Here is a 19,203-nt window from a genome sequence, read left to right as displayed (position 1 = left end):
ACGGGTCCCGCCTTCCGGCTTTTTGCGTCTATGGCCTGATCTTGGCCCCGCCAAGGGCGGTCCATTCGATCCTGCCACTTTGGAAAGTCTGGGTGCAGCTTTGCCCACCGGTGGTGCACGTCTGCGGCGCCGTGGGGTAGCCGAGGGCGCCGTTCTCGAATCCTTGCCCTGCCCAGGCTTGCTGGATTGGACCCGGAACCATCGGATGGGCGCCGCTGGCAGCTGACCACATGATGGTTCCTTTTTCGAAGTTCTGGAAGCAGCCGCCGTCGCGGAGCCCACAGACAGATCCGCTGGTCGGGTAGCCCAATGAACCCGATTCAAAACCTGCCTGGGCCCAGCGCGCCTGGATCGGCGCCGATGTAACTGGTTGCGCACCGGTCTGCGGCGACCACATCACAGTGCCCTTTTCGAAGTTCTGGAAGCAGCCGCCGTCGCGCAGTCCGCAAATCTGGGCGCTGGCCGGATAGCCCAGCGAGCCGTTTTCGAAACCTGACTTGACCCAGGCATCCCTGATGGGGCCAAAGTGCAAGGCGTGCGCGCCGGTAGCCTGAGACCACATGACGCTACCGCCGAGATAGTTCTGGAAGCAGCCGCTGTTCCGCAGCCCGCACAGGACGGTCGACGCCGGGTAGCCAAGGCGGCCATTCTCGAAGCCCTCCCGCTGCCAAAGGTCCCGGATCGGCCCGTTGAGGCTTGGATGTGCACCGGTCGACGGGGAATACATCAGGGCGCCTTTGGCGAACATCTGGAAACATCCGTCGTTTGCTAGCCCGCAGTATTTGGGGGAGGTGGGGTAGCCAAGGGAGCCAGTAACGGAATCGTAGGCGTTCCATCCATCCCGCATTGCCCCGGCGGTGACCGTTTGGATGGACGTGGCGGCGGAGTAGGTCACGGTGCCGTGCTCAAATGACTGCAGGCATCCGCTGTCGGGAAGGTTGCACACCGCGAAGGACGTGGGATAACCCAGAGAACCGTTCTCGAATCCGGTTTTCTGCCAGTAATCCAGCATCCGGCCGGTGACGGGAAACGCGCCTGTTGCCGGTGAGAACAGTAGGGTTCCGCCTTGGAACAGTTGGAAACAGCCGCCGCCGCGGATGCCGCAAACCTCAGTGCCGATCGGGAAACCGATGGGAACAGACTGCGAACGGGCGGACTTCCAGGAGTCTGCCATGCCCATAAAGATGGGCCAGGCTCCTGAAGCGCCCGTCCACGCCACCACTCCACCCACGAAGCTCTGCGTGCAACTCGTGGCATCGCAGGTGGCGTCCGCAGAGGGGTAGCCCAGGAGGCCGTTTTCAAATCCGGCGCGCGACCAGGCGTCAAGGATAGGACCGGATTTCACAAGCTGAGCCCCTGTAGAGCTGCTGGAGAGGACCGAACCTGCCTGGAACAGTTGGAAACAGCCGGAGAGGCGCAGCCCACAGGTGGTGTTGCTGGTCGGATACCCGAGAGGTCCGTTCTCGTAGCCGTTTTTGGCCCAGTAGTCGCGTATCGCTCCGGGCTGAATCAGGGCCGCGCCGGATGTGGACGAGGAAAGAATGCTCCCGCCTTGGAAATTCTGGAAGCAGCCATTGTCCTTCAGGCCACAGACCACATCGCTTGTTGGATAACCAGCCGGGCCGCCTTCGGCCCCGGTGGCCCGCCAAGCTGCCGCGACAGGACCGGCTATCACCGCGAAAGCACCGGAGGACCCTGACCACATCACGGTTCCGCCCTGGAAGCCCTGGTAGCAGCCACCATTCGCGAGGCCGCATACGATACTAGTGGTGGTGTTGCCCAGGGCAGGATGACTGGACCTGTACGCACCGATCTGCTGAGTGGCCGCAGGCGGAATGCCGCTAGAGGCGAAGGCTTTCAGTCCCGAGTAGTCTCCATTCCAGACATTCGAGTCACCCGCCAATGGCCCGGTGCTGCTGTACTGCCAGATACTGTAAGTGCTCCAGCTTGCGGAAGGAACCGGTCCCGCGTTGTTCGTAGGCGAACTCGGGTAGGCAGCGACCCACAGCGGGTAGTCACCAAAACCTGAGGGATTGCCGAGGCACTGATTCCACCAGCTGGTGTTGGTGTAGATAACGGGAACCCGTCCGGTCAATGACTGCATTGTGTTGCCGAAGTCGCGGACCCAGGAGCCCAGCTGTGCAGGCGACATGCCGTAGCAGGTGTTGCCGAAGTAAAAACCGTTGATCGTACGGCCTTCGTAGGGGTTGAACTCGAAGTCCAGGACAGGCGGCATGGTGTACCCGTCGGCGGTCCAGCCACCACCGTTTTGTACGAAGTAGCGTGCTTGGTCTGCTCCGGAGGACCAGTTGGGGATGGCGAAGTGGTAAGCCCCCCGAACCATGCCGACATTGCGCGAACCCTGATACTGCGAACTATAGGACGGGTTCGTATAGTAGTTGCCCTCGCTCGCCTTGACGTACGCGAATCGGGCGCCCATGTTCCACTGGTGCTGCCAGTCCACGCTGGGCTGGTGGCCGCTTACGTCCAATCCTTGGATACCAAACGTCGGCATCCAGGTGCCTTCGGTTCCGAGGGCCTCAGTGCTGAGCCTTTTAAAGCTGGTGCTTGAAGATGTCGCGGCCACCCTGGCGGACCGTTGGCCCATTTCCGCACCGCCGACGCCAACAGCCTCAGCCATGGACTCGTTGATGCTGGCAGATTCCGGAGCAGGAGAGGGTGCGGCCGTCGGAGTCGGTGCGACCGATGGCACGGGTGCAGCCGGCGCAGGTGTTGGAGTCGTAGCTGATTCCGGGACCTGCGTCGATACCGCCGATGAGGTCGGAGCCGGCGCGGACGTTGAACCGGTCGTGGGCGTCGGGGTCGGTTCAACAGCGAAGGCGACGCCAGCAAGCCCGGGGCCCGCCAGAAGAGCGGCAGCCAAAACTGCTGTCCCGAAGACTTGCAGGAGGGGACGATGATTGTTGGGCTGGTTCCGCTTCATTTTGGCTCCGGAGACAATGAGGCGCGAACTTAAGCGCGTCACTAGTGGGTTGCAGTTCAGGAGACGCTGAACTGGTTACATCGAGACTTAACGCGCCTACCCTAACACCGCAGTGTCTGCAGTAACCAGAGTTTCCGCTGTTGCCAATGTGAAAGATGCGTCACTGTTATCCACAGCCCGACTCATATGACTTGGCGGCGTGCTGTACGCTCCCTAGGCTGTACCCAGTTGAACTGCCTCCGCCGGGGGCGGCAGTTGTATTGGGGAACTACATGGACGCTGTGCGAATCGTGGAAGACGAAGTCCGCGAGCTGATCCGCCGTCGGGGTCTTGATCCACTGCGGCAGGCGGGCGAGGTCCGTCGTCTCGTAGAGGCGGCTGTCAGCGACTACGACGAACGGGCCCTGATGGGGCCGCTCCCTCCGATTGGTCCGCTGGAGGCCGCCCGCAAGTTTGTCTTTGATGCGGTGGCCGGCTTCGGTGTCCTTCAGCCGCTGCTGGACGATCCGACCATCGAGGAAGTCTGGATCAACGCGCCCAACGAAATCTACGTCGCCAGGAACGGCGAGTCGGAACTGACCTCACTCAGCCTCACGGACCAGCAGGTTCGCGATCTCGTGGAACGCATGTTGAAGAGTTCTGGCCGCCGCCTGGACATGTCATCGCCCTTCGTGGACGCAGCCTTGCCTGATGGTTCGAGACTCCACGTAGTTATTCCAGATGTCACCCGCAGGCACTGGGCCGTGAATATTCGCAAGTTCGTGGTGAAGGCCAGCCGCCTGGAGCACCTGGTCGAGCTTGGAACCCTGACACCACAGTCCGCCCGATTCCTCGGTGCAGCGGTGTCCAGCGGACTGAACATCCTCGTGTCGGGCTCAACCCAGGCGGGCAAGACCACCATGCTCAACTGCCTGGCAGCGAGCATCGGCAGCCGTGAGCGCGTCATTACGGTCGAGGAAATCTTCGAACTCCAGTTCCCGCTCCGGGACGTCGTCGGACTCCAATGCAGGCAGCCCAACCTCGAAGGCGAAGGCGAGATCCCACTGCGCAGGCTTGTAAAGGAAGCCCTCCGGATGCGCCCGGACCGACTAGTGGTGGGAGAGGTACGGGAAGCGGAAAGCCTGGACATGCTGATCGCCTTAAATAGTGGCCTTCCGGGGATGTGCACCGTCCATGCAAACTCAGCCCACGACGCCGTGACCAAGATCTGCACCCTTCCGCTACTCGCCGGTGAAAATATCTCGTCTGCCTTCGTCGTCCCCACAGTGGCGTCCTGCATCGACCTCGTGGTCCACTGCAGCCGGCACGCCAACGGCCGCCGCCAAGTAACCGAGATCCTTTCCCTCGGCCGGCGCGTGGAAAACGGCGTCATCGAATCCTCCATGGTTTTCGCCATGGAGGATGGCCAGCTGCAGCCGCGGGCCAACTCCATGCCCGCGGCGGAGAAGTTTTCCCGGGCAGGGTACGACGTCGCGGCGCTGCTGGACCCGCGCTGATGGCGCCTCTGGTAGGGGTGCTTGCGGGCGCCGGGCTCTTCCTGATCTGGTGGTCGTTCTGGGAAAAGCCGGCAGCGCTGAAGCGCCGCCCGCGGGCCAGCCGCCTCGAGGACCTGCTGGCCTCCGCCGGAATCGAAAAGGTCACCGGGACGGGCCTCGTGGCCTCATGCTTGGGATTGGGCATATTTGTGGCTCTCATCCTCTTTGTGGTCAGCCGGTCATGGCCTATATCCATCTGCTTCGGACTTTTCGGCGCCTGGCTGCCCGTCAGCATTGTCCGGTGGCGGGCGAACAGGAGAACTGCCGTCCTACGCCAGCTCTGGCCGGACGTGGTGGACCACCTGCGCTCGGCCATCCGCGCCGGGCTTTCACTGCCGGAGGCCCTGATCCAGCTGGGGGAGAAAGGCCCCGAGGAGCTTCGGCATGTTTTCCGGGACTTCGGAGCCGACTACCGCGCGGGCGGGCAGTTCGATGCCTCTCTTAATAAACTCAAGGACCGGCTGGCGGACCCGGTGGCGGACCGGATCGTCGAGGCACTCAGGCTGACCCGTGAAGTGGGCGGTTCGGACCTGGGGAAGCTGTTGGGCACCCTTGCGGAATTTCTCCGGGAAAATGCGCGGACACGCAGCGAGCTCGAGGCCCGGCAGTCCTGGACTGTCAACGCCGCCAGGCTCGCGGTTGCCGCCCCCTGGATCGTTATGCTCCTCCTGGCCACCAGGCCTGAAGCCGTGAACGCTTACAACACGCCCATGGGAGCCGGCGTCCTCCTCGGCGGGCTCGTGGTGTCGCTGGTCTGCTACTCCATCATGCTCCGCATCGGCGCCCTTCCGCAGGACGAACGGGTGCTGCGATGAACGGGATCTCGGCGACTGCGATTGTGTGCGGCATCGTCCTCGGGACGGGCCTTTGGCTGATCTTCGTCCGGTTGCCCTTTATGCGGCCGCTCACATTCGTCGAGCGCATCGATCCGCAGCTGAAATCGCAAAACCTTGAATCGCGGTTGCTGCGGGTCAGCGGACAGAACGCCACGCCATTCGGACCGTTGGAACGGATCGTGCGTCCCCTGCTCCACGACGGACTCGCAGCCTTGGGGAAGCTGAACCTCGGGTCAAAGGCGCTGACCCGCAGGCTCGCCCAAGCCAGCATCAACAAATCACCCATAGATTTCCGGGCCGAACAGCTCCTCTGGGCCGCCGCTGGATTCGCCGCCGCCGTGGCCGCCGTGGTGCTGGGCGCGGTAGCCGGCCGGTTCAGTCCATTCCTCGCGGTTGTGGCCGTCCTCGGAAGCGCGCTCGGCGGCTTTCTCTTCCGTGACTTCTGGTTGGGCGTCCAGATCAGCAGGCGGGAATCCCGGATGATGGCGGAGTTTCCCAGTCTTGCCGAGCTCATGGCCCTGGCTGTCGGTGCCGGTGAAAGTGCCACGGGGGCCCTGGACCGCGTCTGTCGCAGCGCCAGTGGCGAGCTGGCCAAGGAGTTTTCCAAGATTCTTGCTGAGACCAGAGCGGGAAAACCGCTGGTGGAAGCGCTCCAGGAGTTTTCCTCGCGGACAGATCTGGGGCCGCTCGTCAGATTTGTCGACGGAATCATCGTCGCGGTCGAGCGGGGCACACCCTTGGCAGATGTGTTGAGGGCTCAGGCCCAGGACGTCCGGGACACCGCAAAACGGGACCTCATGGAGTCGGCGGGCAAGAAAGAAATTGCCATGATGGTTCCTTTGGTCTTTGGTGTCCTGCCCTTAACAGTGGTTTTCGCAGTGTTCCCCGGCATCGCGGCCATCAGCCTTGGACTTTAGCCATGAGCATCGCCAAGCCGTCACAGCCACTAACCGCCACATGACTTCCACCGCATCATTTACACAACGAATGGGACCGAAATGAAAAACATGGGAATCTCGGGCAGCCTGCTGCTCCTCGCTTTGCTGGCCGGCCTGTGGGCACGGACCGGTGAAACTGTGTCAGGCCGGAGGTACGCAGCGACAGATCCCGACGTGCCGGCCCAAGACCACCCGGAACGTGGCGACGTCCCCGGTTGGGTGATGATCACCTTAATGTCCGCAGTCTTGGTGGCGGCGTTGCTGGCTCTCGCCGGCCCAGCCCTCGAAACGATGTTCAACCAGGCCATGGACAAGGTCGGAAAGTAAGTCATGATGGGCGCCAGCCAATGCATGCCCAGCCGGGAACCGTGCCGGTCCCGGATCGGCGATGAGCCGGCCTGGCGCACGGATGAACGCGGTTCTGCCGTCGTGGACTTCGTCCTCGTGGGCGGCCTGCTCACCATGTTTTTTCTGGCGATAATCCAGCTGACCCTGGTCCTGCACGTCCGCAACACTCTGATCGACGCGGCAGCCTCAGGGGCACGTTATGGAACCCTCGCAGACCGGGGAGCGTCAGATGCCCAGGAACGGGCGGCGACGCTCATCGAGACTTCCCTGAACGCTGAGTTCGCGCAGGACATCACAACTGCCGAAGTGACGTTCCAGGGCCTGCGGACCCTCGAAGTGACCATCAAGGCTCCGATGCCCGTCATCGGGCTGATCGGCCCCCGGGACCTGCTCGAGGTGAAGGGCCATGCCGCAATCCAGCCCTAACACCTGGCGTTCCTGCCTACGCAAGCGATTCAGCGATGCGCTCCGCGACGAGCACAGGGAAGATGGGAGTGCAGTGGTCGAATTCACCTTCCTCGCGCTGCTCCTGATGGTCCCATTGGTCTACTTCATCATCACCGTGGGACAGATCCAGGGTGGGTCCTTCGCCGTGGTCGGCGCCGCCGACCAGGCCGCGAAGGTGTTCGTCGCCCAACCGGAAGCAGAGTCTGCCCAGGCTGCTGCCGAACAGGCAGCCCGCATCGCCCTCGCGGACTTCGGCCACGATGCCGAGCAGGCACGCGTATCCACCCGCTGCGACCCTGCCGACTGCCAGGCTGCGGGCACGGCCGTCACCGTCACGGTCAACCTCACTGTCCCGCTGCCCTTCGTGCCATTCAACGAGGACTTCAGGCTCAAGGCCAGCGAAGTTGAAGCCTCGTCCACCCAACTGGTGGGCAGGTTCCGGTGACCCAAAAGTGACGCACAAAGCGATCCCCGAAGCCACGCAGAGCGATCCAGGTGAGGGCGGCCAGATGATCGTCATGATCATCGGCTACGTCGCGCTGGCCCTCCTGGTGGTCACAGTAGTCATCGGCATCTCCAGCGTCTACCTCGAACACAAGCGGCTGTTGTCCCTGGCCGACGGCGCCTCGCTGGCCGCCGCCGACAGCTACACCTTGGGCGAGGTCGGCGGAGAGGGCGGGAGCCCCTCAGCCGTACTGGGCCCTGGACGCGTCCGCAGCGTTGCGGCCGACTTTATCGCGCGGAGCCCGTCGTCGGCCCGGTTCGACGGGTTAGCCGTTTCAGCGGCGACCGGCAGCCCTGACGGGTCCACCGCCGTCGTGGTTCTCAGCGCTGTTGTCCACCCGCCGATGGTGAACTTCCTGGTGCCTGATGGCATCAGAATTGAAGCGGCCTCCACGGCCCGTTCCCGGCTCACGCGCTGACCGGAAGCGGAGAAGTCAGGAGAAGTCCGGCACTCCGGCCGGATGGCGTAGGCTTAAACAACCATGGCCAATATTGATTTTTCCGCAGAAATCCGCGCTCTTCGCGCCACCTACACCTCCATCGAGCGAGTCAGCGATGTTGAGGCTCTGAAGGAAGACATCGCCGAACTAAGCGAACGCGCCGGCGAGCCGGACCTGTGGGATGACCCCGCCGCGGCGCAGAAGATCACCTCCCGCCTGTCGCACCGCCAGTCCGAGCTGGAGCGGCTGAACAGGCTGGTATCGCGGATCGATGACCTGGAAGTGCTGGTGGAGCTTGGCCAGGACGAGGATGACGCCGATTCCATGGGCGAAGCTGCAACCGAGCTGGAGTCCATCAGGAAATCCCTGAAGGAACTCGAAGTAGTGACGCTGCTTTCCGGAGAGTACGACGAACGTGAAGCCGTGGTGTCCATCAGGGCCGGGGCCGGCGGCGTTGACGCCGCAGACTTCGCCGAAATGCTCATGCGTATGTACCTTCGCTGGGCCGAACGCCACGGGTACCCCACCACCGTCATGGACACCTCCTACGCCGAAGAGGCGGGACTGAAGTCCGCAACGTTCGAAGTCAAGGCACCGTATGCGTTCGGCACGCTCAGCGTCGAAGCCGGAACCCACCGCCTGGTGCGGATCAGCCCGTTCGACAACCAGGGCCGCCGCCAGACGTCCTTCGCCGCCGTCGAGGTCATTCCGCTCATCGAGTCAACGGACTCCATCGACATACCGGACAACGAGATCCGTGTGGATGTGTTCAGGTCCTCCGGTCCCGGCGGGCAGTCGGTTAACACCACCGACTCCGCCGTCCGGCTGACCCACATCCCCACCGGCACCGTGGTGTCGATGCAGAACGAAAAGTCGCAGCTCCAGAACCGGGCAGCAGCCCTGCGCGTTTTGCAGTCCCGGCTCCTTCTCCTGAAGAAGGAGCAGGAGGACGCCGAAAAGAAGGCGTTCGCCGGCGATGTCAAGGCATCCTGGGGCGATCAGATGCGCTCCTACGTCCTGAACCCGTACCAGATGGTCAAGGACCTCAGGACCGAACACGAGGTAGGCAACACCTCCGCCGTGTTCGACGGCGAAATTGACGACTTCATCGACGCCGGGATCCGCTGGCGCACCGACAACCGGAACGCCGAGAAGTCGTAGCTGCTGTGCCTACCCGGTAGGCTTGATCGCGCGACACACCCCCGAAGCCCCCGAAAACCGGCCAAAAGCCTGCGTATAGTCGAGGAGCCGGAGCTCTACTTCCCCCAAACGAAAGCCCGTGCGCCGGCTGCAGATCTGGGCTGTATCAGCCGTGCCCTGCAGGGTAATTAGGGCCATGATCCGATTCGAAAATGTCACCAAGGTCTACGACCATACGGCCCGGCCTGCGCTGGACGATGTCAGCCTTGAGATTGACCGTGGTGAATTTGCCTTCCTCGTCGGCGCTTCCGGATCCGGAAAGTCCACCTTCCTGCGGCTGGTGCTGAAGGAAGACCGGGCCTCCTCGGGCGCCGTGTACGTCGCCGGGCAAAACGTCGCCAAGATCTCCAGCTGGCGCGTGCCCAGGCTCCGCCGCGGCATCGGCGTGGTCTTCCAGGACTTCCGGCTCCTTCCGCAGAAGAGCGTGTTCGCCAACGTAGCCTTCGCGATGCAGGTCATCGGCAAGAGCCGCAGCGTCATCCGCGACACCGTCCCCGAAGTCCTGAAGACCGTGGGCCTGGAAGGCAAGGAAAACCGCCTTCCGCATGAGCTTTCCGGCGGCGAGCAGCAGCGTGTGGCCATCGCCCGTGCCGTAGTCAACCGCCCCGGCATCCTCCTCGCCGATGAACCCACCGGCAACCTGGACCCCACCACCTCCATGGGCATCATGGGCGTGCTGGACAAGATCAACCAGAACGGCACCACGGTGGTCATGGCCACGCACGACGACGACATCGTCAACGAGATGCGCAAGCGCGTTGTAGAGCTCAAGAATGGCATCGTCATCCGCGACGAGGCCAAAGCTTTGTATACCTCCATGATCCCCGTGGTGGGCCAGTCCCGCCGGCTCAGGGACGCCAGCGGCCGGGACGAATCCCTGCCGCCCGCATCAGGGGAACGCAATCCGGGCGCAGGGGAGGAGCAGCGATGAGGCTCGCCTTTGTCCTCGGCGAAATCGGCAGCGGACTGCGCCGCAACGTTTCCATGGTGGTCTCGGTCATCCTGGTTACCTTTGTCTCACTGACATTCGTGGGTGCCGCAGGCATGCTGCAGCTCCAGATCAACCAGATGAAGGGCTACTGGTACGACAAAGTCCAGGTTGCCATCTTCCTCTGCAGTGACGGTTCGACGGCGGCCGGTTGCGCCACCGGGCCGGTCACGCCGGAGCAGCAGGACAACCTGCAGACCCTGCTCGAATCACCCGCCGTGGCCCAATACGTCAACGATTTCCAGTTCGAGTCCAAGGAAGAGGCTTACAAGCACTTCAAGGAACAGTTCTCGAATTCTCCGATCGTGGATTCCGTCACGCCGGACCAGCTCCCTTCATCGTTCCGCATCAACATGAAGGATCCGGAAAAATACCAGATCATCAGCGAGACGTTCTCCTCGCAGCCGGGCGTCGAAACGGTCATTGACCAGCGCCAGCTCCTGGAGCGGCTCTTCTCGGCCATGAATGCCGCCTCCCTGGTTGCGGTCAGCATCGCCGGCGTGATGATTATCTGTGCCATTCTCCTGATCGCCACCACCATCCGGCTCTCGGCCTTCAGCCGCCGCCGCGAAACCGGGATCATGCGCCTGGTGGGCGCGTCCAAGCTCGTCATCCAGCTGCCGTTCATCCTTGAAGGGGTGATTGCGGCGGTGATCGGCGCCGCCCTGGCATCCGGCACGCTGTGGGCGGTGGCGCACTTCTTCCTGGGCGAGTACTTGTCCAAGCAGTATCCGGATACGGCGTTTATCTCGCCGGGCCAGACGCTCATTCTTGCGCCGGCCTTGCTGATCCTTGGCGGATCTTTGGCAGGAATTTCGTCGCTCTTGACCTTACGCAGATATTTGAAGGTCTAGGCTGTGCAAACCGAACAAGGAATCCTGATGAACGAATTGCACCGAACTGCGCCCCGGCACCGGGCCGAACGCCGGCGACCTGCGGGCCGCCGCGCCGGCCTGATCAGCGGCGTCCTGGCCCTGCTCCTCGCCGCCAGCATGGGTGCGTCAGCCCCGGTGGCGCACGCCGATGAGCTCGATGACAAGCGTGCCGCCCTCGAAGCTGAGGCGGCCCGGGTTCAGCAGTCCCTGGAATTCGTGGACTCACGCATCGCGAAGGCCGCCGGCGACCTAGTGATCTATCAAGGCCAGCTGCCGGGCGCCCAGCAGGCACTCCTGGAGGCCCAGGGGCGCGTGGCCAGTGCGGTCAAGGAAGTTGAAGCGCTGACGGCGCGGGTTGACCTTGCACAGCAGAATAAGGCCAAAATCACCCAGCAGCTTGAGGCTGACAAGCAGAAGATCGCGGACACCAAGAAGCTGATCGGCCAGATCGCCACCCAGGCCTACAAGTCCGGAGGCGTGCCGTCGAACCTGACCCTCTTCTTCGGGGCAAACAACGGCGGCAGCCTGACCGACACCATGGATCTCGCGGACCAGGCCATGCGCAGCCAGAACGCCGCCATGGACAAGCTGTCCCAGCAAAGCGCCACAAATGTGAACTCGCAGGCCCGGCTCGAAGCCGTTGAGGCAGAAATCAGGGACCTCAAAACCAAGGCAGACGCCGCCTTGGAACGGGAAAAGGCTGCCCGTGACGAGGCGGCTGCCAAGAAGGCCCAGGTTGACCAGCTGATCGCCGACACCGTGCGCCTTGATGCCGAACTCCAGGCAGCGAAACCAGGCATCCAGTCCCAAATGGCGGCGGTTGCAGCAAGCCAGAACGCCATAGCCAACGAAATCGCCGAACGTGACCGCAGACTCCGGGAGGCCTGGGAAGCAGAGCAGCGCCGGCTCGCGGAGGCGGCCGCTGCCGCCGCACGGGCGCAGGGCCAGGCCGAGCAGCCGTACGCCCCGGTGACCGGATCGCCGTCGGCCTTTGGCCTGCGGTCCCCGTTCTCCGGTGACGTTCCGATCACCTCCGGCTTCGGCTGGCGGTCAACCCCGCCGGGAACCATCGATTTCTACGGGCAGGGCGGATATGTCCACACCGGCATTGACTTCGGCGCAGCCTGCGGCACCCCCGTCTACGCCGCGGCCGCCGGCGAGGTCTTCTCCTCAGGCTGGAACTCCGCTGACGGCGGCGGCTGGCGGGTGAAGCTCTCCCATGGAGTGGTGCAGGGCAACTCGCTGACCACCATCGTTTACCACAACAGCAGCATCGTGGTCTCCAACGGCCAGCAGGTTTCCGCCGGGCAGCTCATCGCCTACTCGGGCAGCACCGGCAACTCAACAGGCTGCCACGCACACTTCGAAACCTGGCTCAACGGGGCCGCAGTTGACCCGATGCGCCTGCTGTAACGCCGGTCCGCGCCTGCCGTACACTGGTATGACTCCGCGCCGGAACGGCCGGAGCCAACCAGGATCCACGAACTGAGGAGTTCCACCGTGCCCAAAGAAAGTGGCCGTAAAGTTGTGGCCACCAACCGCAAGGCCCGGCATGACTACCACGTGCTGGATACCTACGAGGCCGGCATCGCCCTGATGGGGACCGAGGTCAAGTCCCTGCGCGAAGGCCACGCCTCCATGGTGGACGGCTTCTGCACGTTCTACAACGACGAGCTGTGGATGGAGGGCATCCATATCCCCGAGTACAACCAGGGGAGCTGGACCAACCACTCCGCACGCCGCCGTCGGAAGCTTTTGCTGCACCGTGAGGAGCTCAACAAGATTTCCGTGAAGATCCGGGAGTCCGGCTTCACAGTGGTGCCGCTGCAGCTGTACTTCCTCGATGGCCGGGCCAAGGTGGAGATCGGTGTCGCACGCGGTAAGCGGGAGTACGACAAGCGCCAGACCCTGCGCGAGCAGCAGGATAACCGCGAAGCCCTTCGCGAGGTCCGGGAACGCAACCGCCGGTAGGAATGATTTCCGCCGGGCATGCGTTATGATAGGTAGTCCGGCAGGGATTTGTGCGTGCACAGCCCGGCCGGTTTGAAAACAAAATACGGGGATGATCGGTTTCGACGATGTTAGTCGCGACAGGTGAAGCGGGCCGAGGATGCAGAATTATCTCGTAAACGCTGTCTGCAAACCAATAAGTGCCAAATCAAACCGCACTGACTTCGCTCTCGCTGCCTAAGCAGTAAGACAGTCCGTCAGCCCGAGGTTGCTATTGCCCCGGATCCTGGCGTCATTTAGATAGCCACTGCTGCTTGCCTCCGTCATCGGGGCAAACGGGACTCTTAGATGACTGGGCCCGGATCAGCCACCTGTTTGCAGGAGGGCTGGGGCCGAGAAAGTCCGACGCAAACTGCGCCCGGAGAAGCCCTGTTAACACAACATCGGACGGGGGTTCAATTCCCCCCATCTCCACATTTTGAATGTCGCAAGACATTGCCAGAAGGCCCGGACCCCGCGTCCGGGTCTTCTGGCATTTAAGCGCAGTGTTGGGTGCCCTGTTCACCCACGGCGTAGCCGTTCCGGGACTACCGGGCGCCACCGCGTGGTTGTCCCCAGTAGGCTCCGGCGCAGCAGCAGGTCTGGAAGCCGGAGGCAGCAACGCCAGCCAGGAGGTGTGCCATGGAACAGGCGCAGGAACCCAATGCAGCGGCCGACGACGGTCCGCTGGACTCGTATTCAGAGACCGTCATGCGCGTGGCTGAGACGGTCACCCCGCATGTTGCGGCCATTGAAATGACCGGCAACCGCCGTAACGGCCGGTTCCGCATGGGCGCAGGCTCGGCGGTGCTCTTCACTGAAGACGGCTACCTGCTCACCAATTCGCATGTGGTGGCCGGCACCCATCAAGGCCATGCCGCTTTTGCTGACGGCAGCCGGACCGATCTTGAACTGGTGGGGGCGGATCCTTTGTCCGACCTCGCGGTGGTCCACGGCAGGGCACCGAAAGTGGCCCCGGCGCAGTTCGGCGATGCCGAGACCTTGCGGGTGGGCCAGCTGGTCATTGCGGTAGGGAATCCGCTGGGCCTGGCCGGATCAGTTACCGCAGGTGTAGTCAGCGGCCTGGGCCGTGCCATTCCGGTGTGGTCCAGTGGCAACCGGCGCGTGATCGAGGACGTCATCCAGACCGACGCTGCACTCAATGCCGGCAGTTCCGGCGGAGCCCTGGCCGATACCCACGGCCGCATCGTGGGAATTAACACCGCAGTGGCCGGAGCGGGGCTGGGCCTGGCCGTGCCCATCAACACCACCACGCGGCGCATCATCTCGGCGCTGCTGAAGGACGGCCGCGTCAGGCGGGCTTATCTCGGTGTAGTCAGCACACCCTTCCGGCTCAATGCCAGTGCGGTGATCAGGACGGGACAACGGGACGGGCTGCGCGTGGTGGAGGTCCTGGCCGGTTCGCCTGCAGATCGCGGGGGCCTGCGTGCGGGTGACGTCATCCTGACAGCCGGAAGCCGCCCCGTCAGCAACGCCGAAAGCCTGCAGAAGCTGCTGTTCGCCGATGCGATCGGCCAGCCGCTGCTGATTCGAGTGCTGAGGGACGGCCAGGAAGTGGACATTGTGGCAGTGCCCGAAGAGATGGCCGGGAACGGGTAAACCGCTACCGGCGCTTCTTCAGGTGCGCTACCGGGTCCTGCGGGCCTTCAACCGGGCTCTTGGCCTTCTTTTCCGCGCGTTTTTCCTTGATCGTTTTGACCGGCTTCTTGTGCAGCTGCTGGTGTGGTGACTTGTCCGGCATGGCATGCTCCTTACGACGTGGGACGGGCTGCGTCCCACTTCGTAAAATACGCCTGTTCAGCCCCGAATGTAATGCCCGAATCAGTCCGGAACTGCAACGTCCGCGATGCCCACGAAACGGGTCCCGACGCCGTCGAACTCGCTCCTGATGAGGCCCGGCCGCAGCGGCGGCACCTCGTCCGGGGCATGGTGCTCGCACAACACATACGTGAATTCCGGCCACCATTTTTTGGGCCGGGCCGCTTCCTCGTAGCCGCAGACGGCACATTCCAGGTGCACCCAGACCGGACGCTTGCCGGTCCGGTTGGCCCGCGACTGGATCAGCCATGCCGGTGGGTTGTCCAGGATTTCGCCCAGCTCCGCCTCGGTCAGTCGTTTCGGGATGCCATGGCGCTGGGCCATTTCCATCGGTACATCAAGGGCAATTGCCGCGTCGCGTCTGCTAATCATCAGAGTCAACGATACGGGACCGGGACAAACCTGGATGAGTCCCTTACGACGCCAGTGCGATGCCCACAGCCGCCGCGGCAAATCCGGCAGCCAGGTTGGCGCCGATGTTCACGGCGGCGGCACCGAACCGCGACTCGCTCAGGAGCCGTACCGTGGCCGTGGTCCAGGAGCTGAACGTGGTGAGCCCGCCCGCCAGGCCGGTGGCGACAGCGGTCTGCCACTCGGGGGCAAGGCCGAGCCGTCCGGTCATGCCGATGGACAGTCCGATGATCAGGCACCCGGTGACGTTGACGGTGAGCGTGGCCCACGGCCAGTGCCGCGGCCTACCGCTCAGGCTGACGGCCGTGCGGAGCCCCTCGCGGTGGGCGAACCAGCTGTCGACGGCGAAGCGCAGCAGGGCGCCCGCCATGCCGAACACTCCCACCAGGACCGCGCCCGTCACGGTGCTGTCCCCGCCCGGTCACCCTGCAGCCGGTCGGAGAGCAGCCGCCCGGTCCGCCAGCCACCGGCCGCGGCGCCTAGGCCCAGCAGCAGGGAGAGCCCCAGGTAGGCGATCCACACGGGATGTTCGCCGGCCCTGGTCAGCTGGTCAATCGCGAAGACTACCGCAGAGAAGGTGGTGAACGAGCCCAGAAATCCGGGCCCCAGGCCGGCGCGTAGCCAGAATGCCGTCTGCGGCCGCGCCATCCACACCGTGGTGAGGGCGGCCAGCACAAAACTGCCAGTCACATTGATTCCCAGGGTGGTCCAGGGCATTGCCCCAGCGGTTTCCGGAAAGGCGAGGCCCAGCCCGTACCGGAGTTCCGTTCCGGCCAGGCCGCCTGCCGCCACGGCCAGCCAGGCCCGCCAGTGCGGCACGCGGGCGTTCGTCATTCAGCTGTCGCTGAGGGTGCAGCCGGTGTGGGGGTGGTCACTGTGGACCCAGAGCGCCGCGGTGACTTCATCCGCGAGATCGTAGTCCCGCTTCCTGCCCGCGTTGCTGATCCGCACCACCAGCGCTCCGCCAAACGGCTTACGGCCCACTACCTCCACCTCGTCGTCGAGGTCAATTTCCTCGGCCGAAAGATACCGCAGCAGATCAGGGTTCTCGTCGCTGATGCGGGTGATCCGGCCGGTGTGCCCGGGATCGAGTTCGCCGAGCAGATGGGCCTCGGGCAGCAGCACCGTGCCGTCCGCGGCGGGGATCGGGTCACCGTGCGGGTCGCGTTGCGGGTTGCCCAGTTTTGCCGCCATGCGCTCAATAAACGTGTCCGACACCGCGTGCTCCAGCAGTTCGGCTTCGTCGTGGACTTCGTCCCAGCTGTAGCCGAGCTCCTGCACCAGGTAGGTCTCAATGAGCCGGTGCCGGCGCACCATGGACAATGCCAGCCGGACCCCGGAGTCTGTAAGGGTGATGGCGCTGTACGGCTTGTGGTCCACCATGCCCTGGTCCTTGAGCTTGCGGACCATTTCCGAGACCGATGAGTTTGCCACCCCCAGGCGCTGCGCGAGCTGGGAGGACGTGATGGGTTTGTCCTGCCACTCCGTGAAGCCGTAGATGACCTTGACGTAGTCCTCGATCGAGGAGGAGGGCGCGCTGGTCTTCACGTCTCCTAGCCTACCCGGTGGTCCGCGCCCCTCACGCCTTCGTGGCCCGCCACGTCAGCGTCAGGTACGGCAGGCTGATGTCCTCTTCCACGGCGTGCCCCAAGTGCTCGTGCAGATACCAGTCCAGGTTGGCCAGGACCTTGCTTCGGGTGGCTTCGCCGGCGCGCAGGTAGTAGCTGCGGGACTTCGTCAGTTCCATGATGTCCGCCGTGCTGAGGCTGTCCTCCCACCGCGTCACGTGGCTCTCGAGGCCTTCAAACTCCGGCCCCACCACCGGGCGGAACCCGGGCTTGTAGACGTCGCCCGCGTGCATGATGCGGGACAACCGGTGCACCCACGGAACGGACGTGTCCAGCTGGTTCCAGATCAGCCCCAGCGTTCCGCCGGGCCGCAGGATCCGCGCCAGTTCGGTGCTCGCCGGCAGCTGATCGCACCAGTGCCAGGCCTGCGCCACGCTTACGACGTCGAACGAGGAGTCAGCGAGTCCCGTCGCCTCTGCCGTCCCCTGCGTCGCGTCCGCCGCCGCGTAGTGGCCCCGCAGCTGTTCGAGCATGTCCGGCGACGGGTCCACGGCGGAAACCGCCAGGCCGCGTTCCAGCAGAAGGGCGGTGAACTTGCCGGTTCCGGCGCCCACGTCCACGGCGTCCGCAGCCCCGGCAGGGATCAGCCAGTCCGCTGAGTCGGCAGGGTAGCCAGGGCGTACGCGCTGGTAATGTTCGCCGCCATCCTGGAAACTCCGTCCGAGTTCCAGACGGCGTCCGTGCTCAAGCCTGGGGCCACCCCGTCCCACGTGCGGCCTCCTTCAACTGTGCCCATCGGTATCCTTCGAATTTACCGCATGGGCCGCAGTCGGGTGGGCAGCGGTCAGGTCAGGAACCAGAGGAGGAAAGCGTCAGTCGTCAAGGCACGGAGCCGCGCCGGCGGTGCCCGGCGTGTTGGGAGCCCAGTGAGGGTACGTGCGGGTGTCGTTGGCCGGAACCCAGCGGCCCGCGTCCACCACGTAGTCCCAGCCCAGGCCGGTCCGGCGGAGTTGCTCCAGGCCGGCAAGGAGCCGCTGGGCATCCTCCAGCCGTGAGCCCACACCGAAGCTGGCCCGCAGGGAACCGGAGGGAAGGCCGAGGCGCTTGAGCAGCGGGTGCGCGCAGAAGCGGCCGTCCCGGAGGCCAACGCCGTGCTCGGCCGACAGGTACGCGGCCACAAGCCCGGCGTCGTACCCTGCCACGGAGAAGTTCACCACGCCGATGGTGCCCGTTTCAGCGTCCGTGTCCGAGAAGATCTGGTGCACGGTGACGCCGTCGATCTTCGCGAGACCGTCCACCAGGAATGACCTGATGCCCGCTTCGTGGGCGTGCCAGCGGTCGTGGTCCAGGGACGCGATGACCTGGGTGGCGCGGGCCAGTGTGGCCGCGCCGAGGACGTTGGGGGAGCCGCCCTCGTGCCGGGCCGGACCGGTGGCCCAGCTGACGCCGTCGAGCCTGGCCTCGCGGACGGCGCCGCCGCCGGCCAGGTGGGGAGTGCCGGCGTCGAGCCAGTCGGTGCGGCCCACCAGGACCCCGGAGCCGAAGGGCGCGTAGAGCTTGTGCCCGGAGAAGGCGAGGTAGTCGACGTGGTCGGTGCTGATATTGATGCGCCGGTGCGGCGCCAGCTGCGCGGCGTCCACCACGATCCGCGCTCCGTACTCATGGGCGAGGGCGGCCAGGGCCTTGATCGGGAGGATCTCGCCGGTGACGTTGGAGGCGCCCGTGACCGCGAGGAGGCTGACGTTGCCCTGCTCAAGTTCGGCGCGGAGGACCTCGAGTGTCCCCACGATGGTGTCCGCGGCGACGACGCTGCGGTGCGGGACTCCCTGCCACGGCAGGAGGTTGGCGTGGTGTTCGATGTCCAAGTAGAGGACATCGCCATTGGGCCGCCCGTCCGTCGCCGGCAGGCAACCCGCCAGCAGGTTCAGCGAGTCGGTGGTGTTCCGGGTGAAGATGACGGAGTCGTCCGGGCGTCCGCCCACAAAGTCGCGCACGATGTCCCGTGCGTTCTCATAGACGGACGTGCTGATCTGCGATGCGTAGCCGGCGCCGCGATGGACGCTGGCGTAGAACGGCAGGATCTCGTTGAGGTAGGCCGACACCACGGAGAGGGCGGGAGCGGATGCGCCGTAGTCCAGGTTTGCGTACCGGATGTGGCCGCCCTGGATCAGCGGTGCCTGGATTTCCGCGCCGGTGACGGCAGAGAGGGGGCGGCCGGCAATGGCGGCGGCATCGTTGAACAGCGCAGCGGCCTTGGCGGGGGCGGCGTTGTCGGGAGAAACAGTGTTGGGGGAGACGGTGGCAGTTGTCACGGAGACCTCACTCTAAAAGGACTCCCGGT

Annotated in this window: 21 protein-coding genes and 1 other RNA gene; 14 read left to right on the top strand and 8 right to left on the bottom strand. The window is 64.4% G+C overall.

Translation table 11 applies throughout. The features are described from left to right. Positions 1–28 precede the first annotated feature (28 nt). Positions 29–2,944: a GH25 family lysozyme gene (locus tag ACX80V_RS01090; RefSeq protein ID WP_485841623.1), complete on the bottom strand. Its 2,916-nt coding sequence runs from the start codon at positions 2,942–2,944 to the stop codon at positions 29–31. Between the two features lie 272 nt (positions 2,945–3,216). On the opposite strand from ACX80V_RS01090, the gene ACX80V_RS01085 reads away from it, so the two are divergent. The 14 genes from ACX80V_RS01085 (at position 3,217) to ACX80V_RS01020 (ending at position 14,664) form a co-directional block, all read left to right on the top strand. After that, positions 3,217–4,440 (top strand): TadA family conjugal transfer-associated ATPase, encoded by a 1,224-nt coding sequence (locus ACX80V_RS01085; protein WP_485841622.1) that lies wholly within the window; start codon positions 3,217–3,219, stop codon positions 4,438–4,440. Beyond that, positions 4,440–5,294: a type II secretion system F family protein gene (locus tag ACX80V_RS01080; protein WP_485841621.1), complete on the top strand. Its 855-nt coding sequence runs from the start codon at positions 4,440–4,442 to the stop codon at positions 5,292–5,294. Before ACX80V_RS01085 ends, ACX80V_RS01080 begins: the two co-directional genes overlap by 1 nt. Then, positions 5,291–6,232 (top strand): type II secretion system F family protein, encoded by a 942-nt coding sequence (locus tag ACX80V_RS01075; protein WP_485841620.1) that lies wholly within the window; start codon positions 5,291–5,293, stop codon positions 6,230–6,232. The genes ACX80V_RS01080 and ACX80V_RS01075 overlap by 4 nt, the downstream gene beginning before the upstream one ends. A gap of 81 nt (positions 6,233–6,313) precedes the next feature. Beyond that, positions 6,314–6,580, top strand: coding sequence for a hypothetical protein (locus ACX80V_RS01070; RefSeq protein ID WP_485841619.1), 267 nt, complete (start codon positions 6,314–6,316; stop codon positions 6,578–6,580). A gap of 24 nt (positions 6,581–6,604) precedes the next feature. Beyond that, positions 6,605–7,027, top strand: coding sequence for a TadE/TadG family type IV pilus assembly protein (locus ACX80V_RS01065; protein ID WP_485841759.1), 423 nt, complete (start codon positions 6,605–6,607; stop codon positions 7,025–7,027). Between the two features lie 73 nt (positions 7,028–7,100). After that, positions 7,101–7,493 (top strand): hypothetical protein, encoded by a 393-nt coding sequence (locus tag ACX80V_RS01060; RefSeq protein WP_485841618.1) that lies wholly within the window; start codon positions 7,101–7,103, stop codon positions 7,491–7,493. Between the two features lie 64 nt (positions 7,494–7,557). Continuing rightward, positions 7,558–7,971, top strand: coding sequence for a pilus assembly protein TadG-related protein (locus ACX80V_RS01055; RefSeq protein WP_354252242.1), 414 nt, complete (start codon positions 7,558–7,560; stop codon positions 7,969–7,971). 63 nt (positions 7,972–8,034) lie between these two features. Then, a complete protein-coding gene (prfB, locus tag ACX80V_RS01050) occupies positions 8,035–9,153 on the top strand; it encodes a peptide chain release factor 2 (protein ID WP_058931963.1) in 1,119 nt (372 codons plus the stop codon). Between the two features lie 175 nt (positions 9,154–9,328). Further along, positions 9,329–10,123: a cell division ATP-binding protein FtsE gene (gene ftsE, locus ACX80V_RS01045; protein ID WP_485841617.1), complete on the top strand. Its 795-nt coding sequence runs from the start codon at positions 9,329–9,331 to the stop codon at positions 10,121–10,123. Beyond that, positions 10,120–11,034, top strand: a complete 915-nt coding sequence (ftsX, locus tag ACX80V_RS01040; protein ID WP_485841616.1) for a permease-like cell division protein FtsX — start codon at positions 10,120–10,122, stop codon at positions 11,032–11,034. The genes ftsE and ftsX overlap by 4 nt, the downstream gene beginning before the upstream one ends. Positions 11,035–11,061: 27 nt before the next feature. Further along, positions 11,062–12,468, top strand: a complete 1,407-nt coding sequence (locus ACX80V_RS01035; RefSeq protein WP_485841615.1) for a M23 family metallopeptidase — start codon at positions 11,062–11,064, stop codon at positions 12,466–12,468. An 87-nt stretch (positions 12,469–12,555) separates the two neighbouring features. Continuing rightward, on the top strand, positions 12,556–13,026 hold the full coding sequence (gene smpB, locus ACX80V_RS01030; protein ID WP_056343258.1) for an SsrA-binding protein SmpB: 471 nt from the start codon (positions 12,556–12,558) through the stop codon (positions 13,024–13,026). 87 nt (positions 13,027–13,113) lie between these two features. Then, positions 13,114–13,482, top strand: a transfer-messenger RNA (tmRNA) gene (ssrA, locus tag ACX80V_RS01025). Between the two features lie 204 nt (positions 13,483–13,686). Continuing rightward, positions 13,687–14,664: a S1C family serine protease gene (locus ACX80V_RS01020; RefSeq protein WP_485841614.1), complete on the top strand. Its 978-nt coding sequence runs from the start codon at positions 13,687–13,689 to the stop codon at positions 14,662–14,664. A 4-nt stretch (positions 14,665–14,668) separates the two neighbouring features. Here the strand turns inward: ACX80V_RS01020 and ACX80V_RS01015 are convergent, their stop codons facing one another. The 7 genes from ACX80V_RS01015 to ACX80V_RS00985 form a co-directional block, all read right to left on the bottom strand. Next, positions 14,669–14,806 (bottom strand): hypothetical protein, encoded by a 138-nt coding sequence (locus ACX80V_RS01015; RefSeq protein WP_167349845.1) that lies wholly within the window; start codon positions 14,804–14,806, stop codon positions 14,669–14,671. 80 nt (positions 14,807–14,886) lie between these two features. Then, complete coding sequence (locus ACX80V_RS01010; protein WP_485841613.1) at positions 14,887–15,255, bottom strand: hypothetical protein; 369 nt, start codon at positions 15,253–15,255, stop codon at positions 14,887–14,889. A 43-nt stretch (positions 15,256–15,298) separates the two neighbouring features. Continuing rightward, the gene (locus ACX80V_RS01005; RefSeq protein ID WP_485841612.1) at positions 15,299–15,697 is read right to left on the bottom strand and encodes a fluoride efflux transporter FluC; all 399 of its coding nucleotides are present in this window, start codon (positions 15,695–15,697) and stop codon (positions 15,299–15,301) included. Next, the gene (locus ACX80V_RS01000) at positions 15,694–16,128 is read right to left on the bottom strand and encodes a fluoride efflux transporter FluC (protein ID WP_485841611.1); all 435 of its coding nucleotides are present in this window, start codon (positions 16,126–16,128) and stop codon (positions 15,694–15,696) included. The genes ACX80V_RS01005 and ACX80V_RS01000 overlap by 4 nt, the downstream gene beginning before the upstream one ends. Further along, on the bottom strand, positions 16,129–16,842 hold the full coding sequence (locus ACX80V_RS00995; RefSeq protein WP_485841610.1) for a metal-dependent transcriptional regulator: 714 nt from the start codon (positions 16,840–16,842) through the stop codon (positions 16,129–16,131). It abuts the gene before it with no gap. A gap of 31 nt (positions 16,843–16,873) precedes the next feature. Further along, on the bottom strand, positions 16,874–17,632 hold the full coding sequence (locus tag ACX80V_RS00990) for a class I SAM-dependent methyltransferase (protein ID WP_485841609.1): 759 nt from the start codon (positions 17,630–17,632) through the stop codon (positions 16,874–16,876). Between the two features lie 102 nt (positions 17,633–17,734). Continuing rightward, on the bottom strand, positions 17,735–19,174 hold the full coding sequence (locus ACX80V_RS00985) for an aminotransferase class V-fold PLP-dependent enzyme (protein ID WP_485841608.1): 1,440 nt from the start codon (positions 19,172–19,174) through the stop codon (positions 17,735–17,737). Positions 19,175–19,203: the final 29 nt, after the last annotated feature.

The organism is Pseudarthrobacter arbutini, from assembly GCF_054510915.1.
Note: the sequence above shows the minus strand (reverse complement) of the source record. Positions and strands in the feature narration are given on the sequence as shown.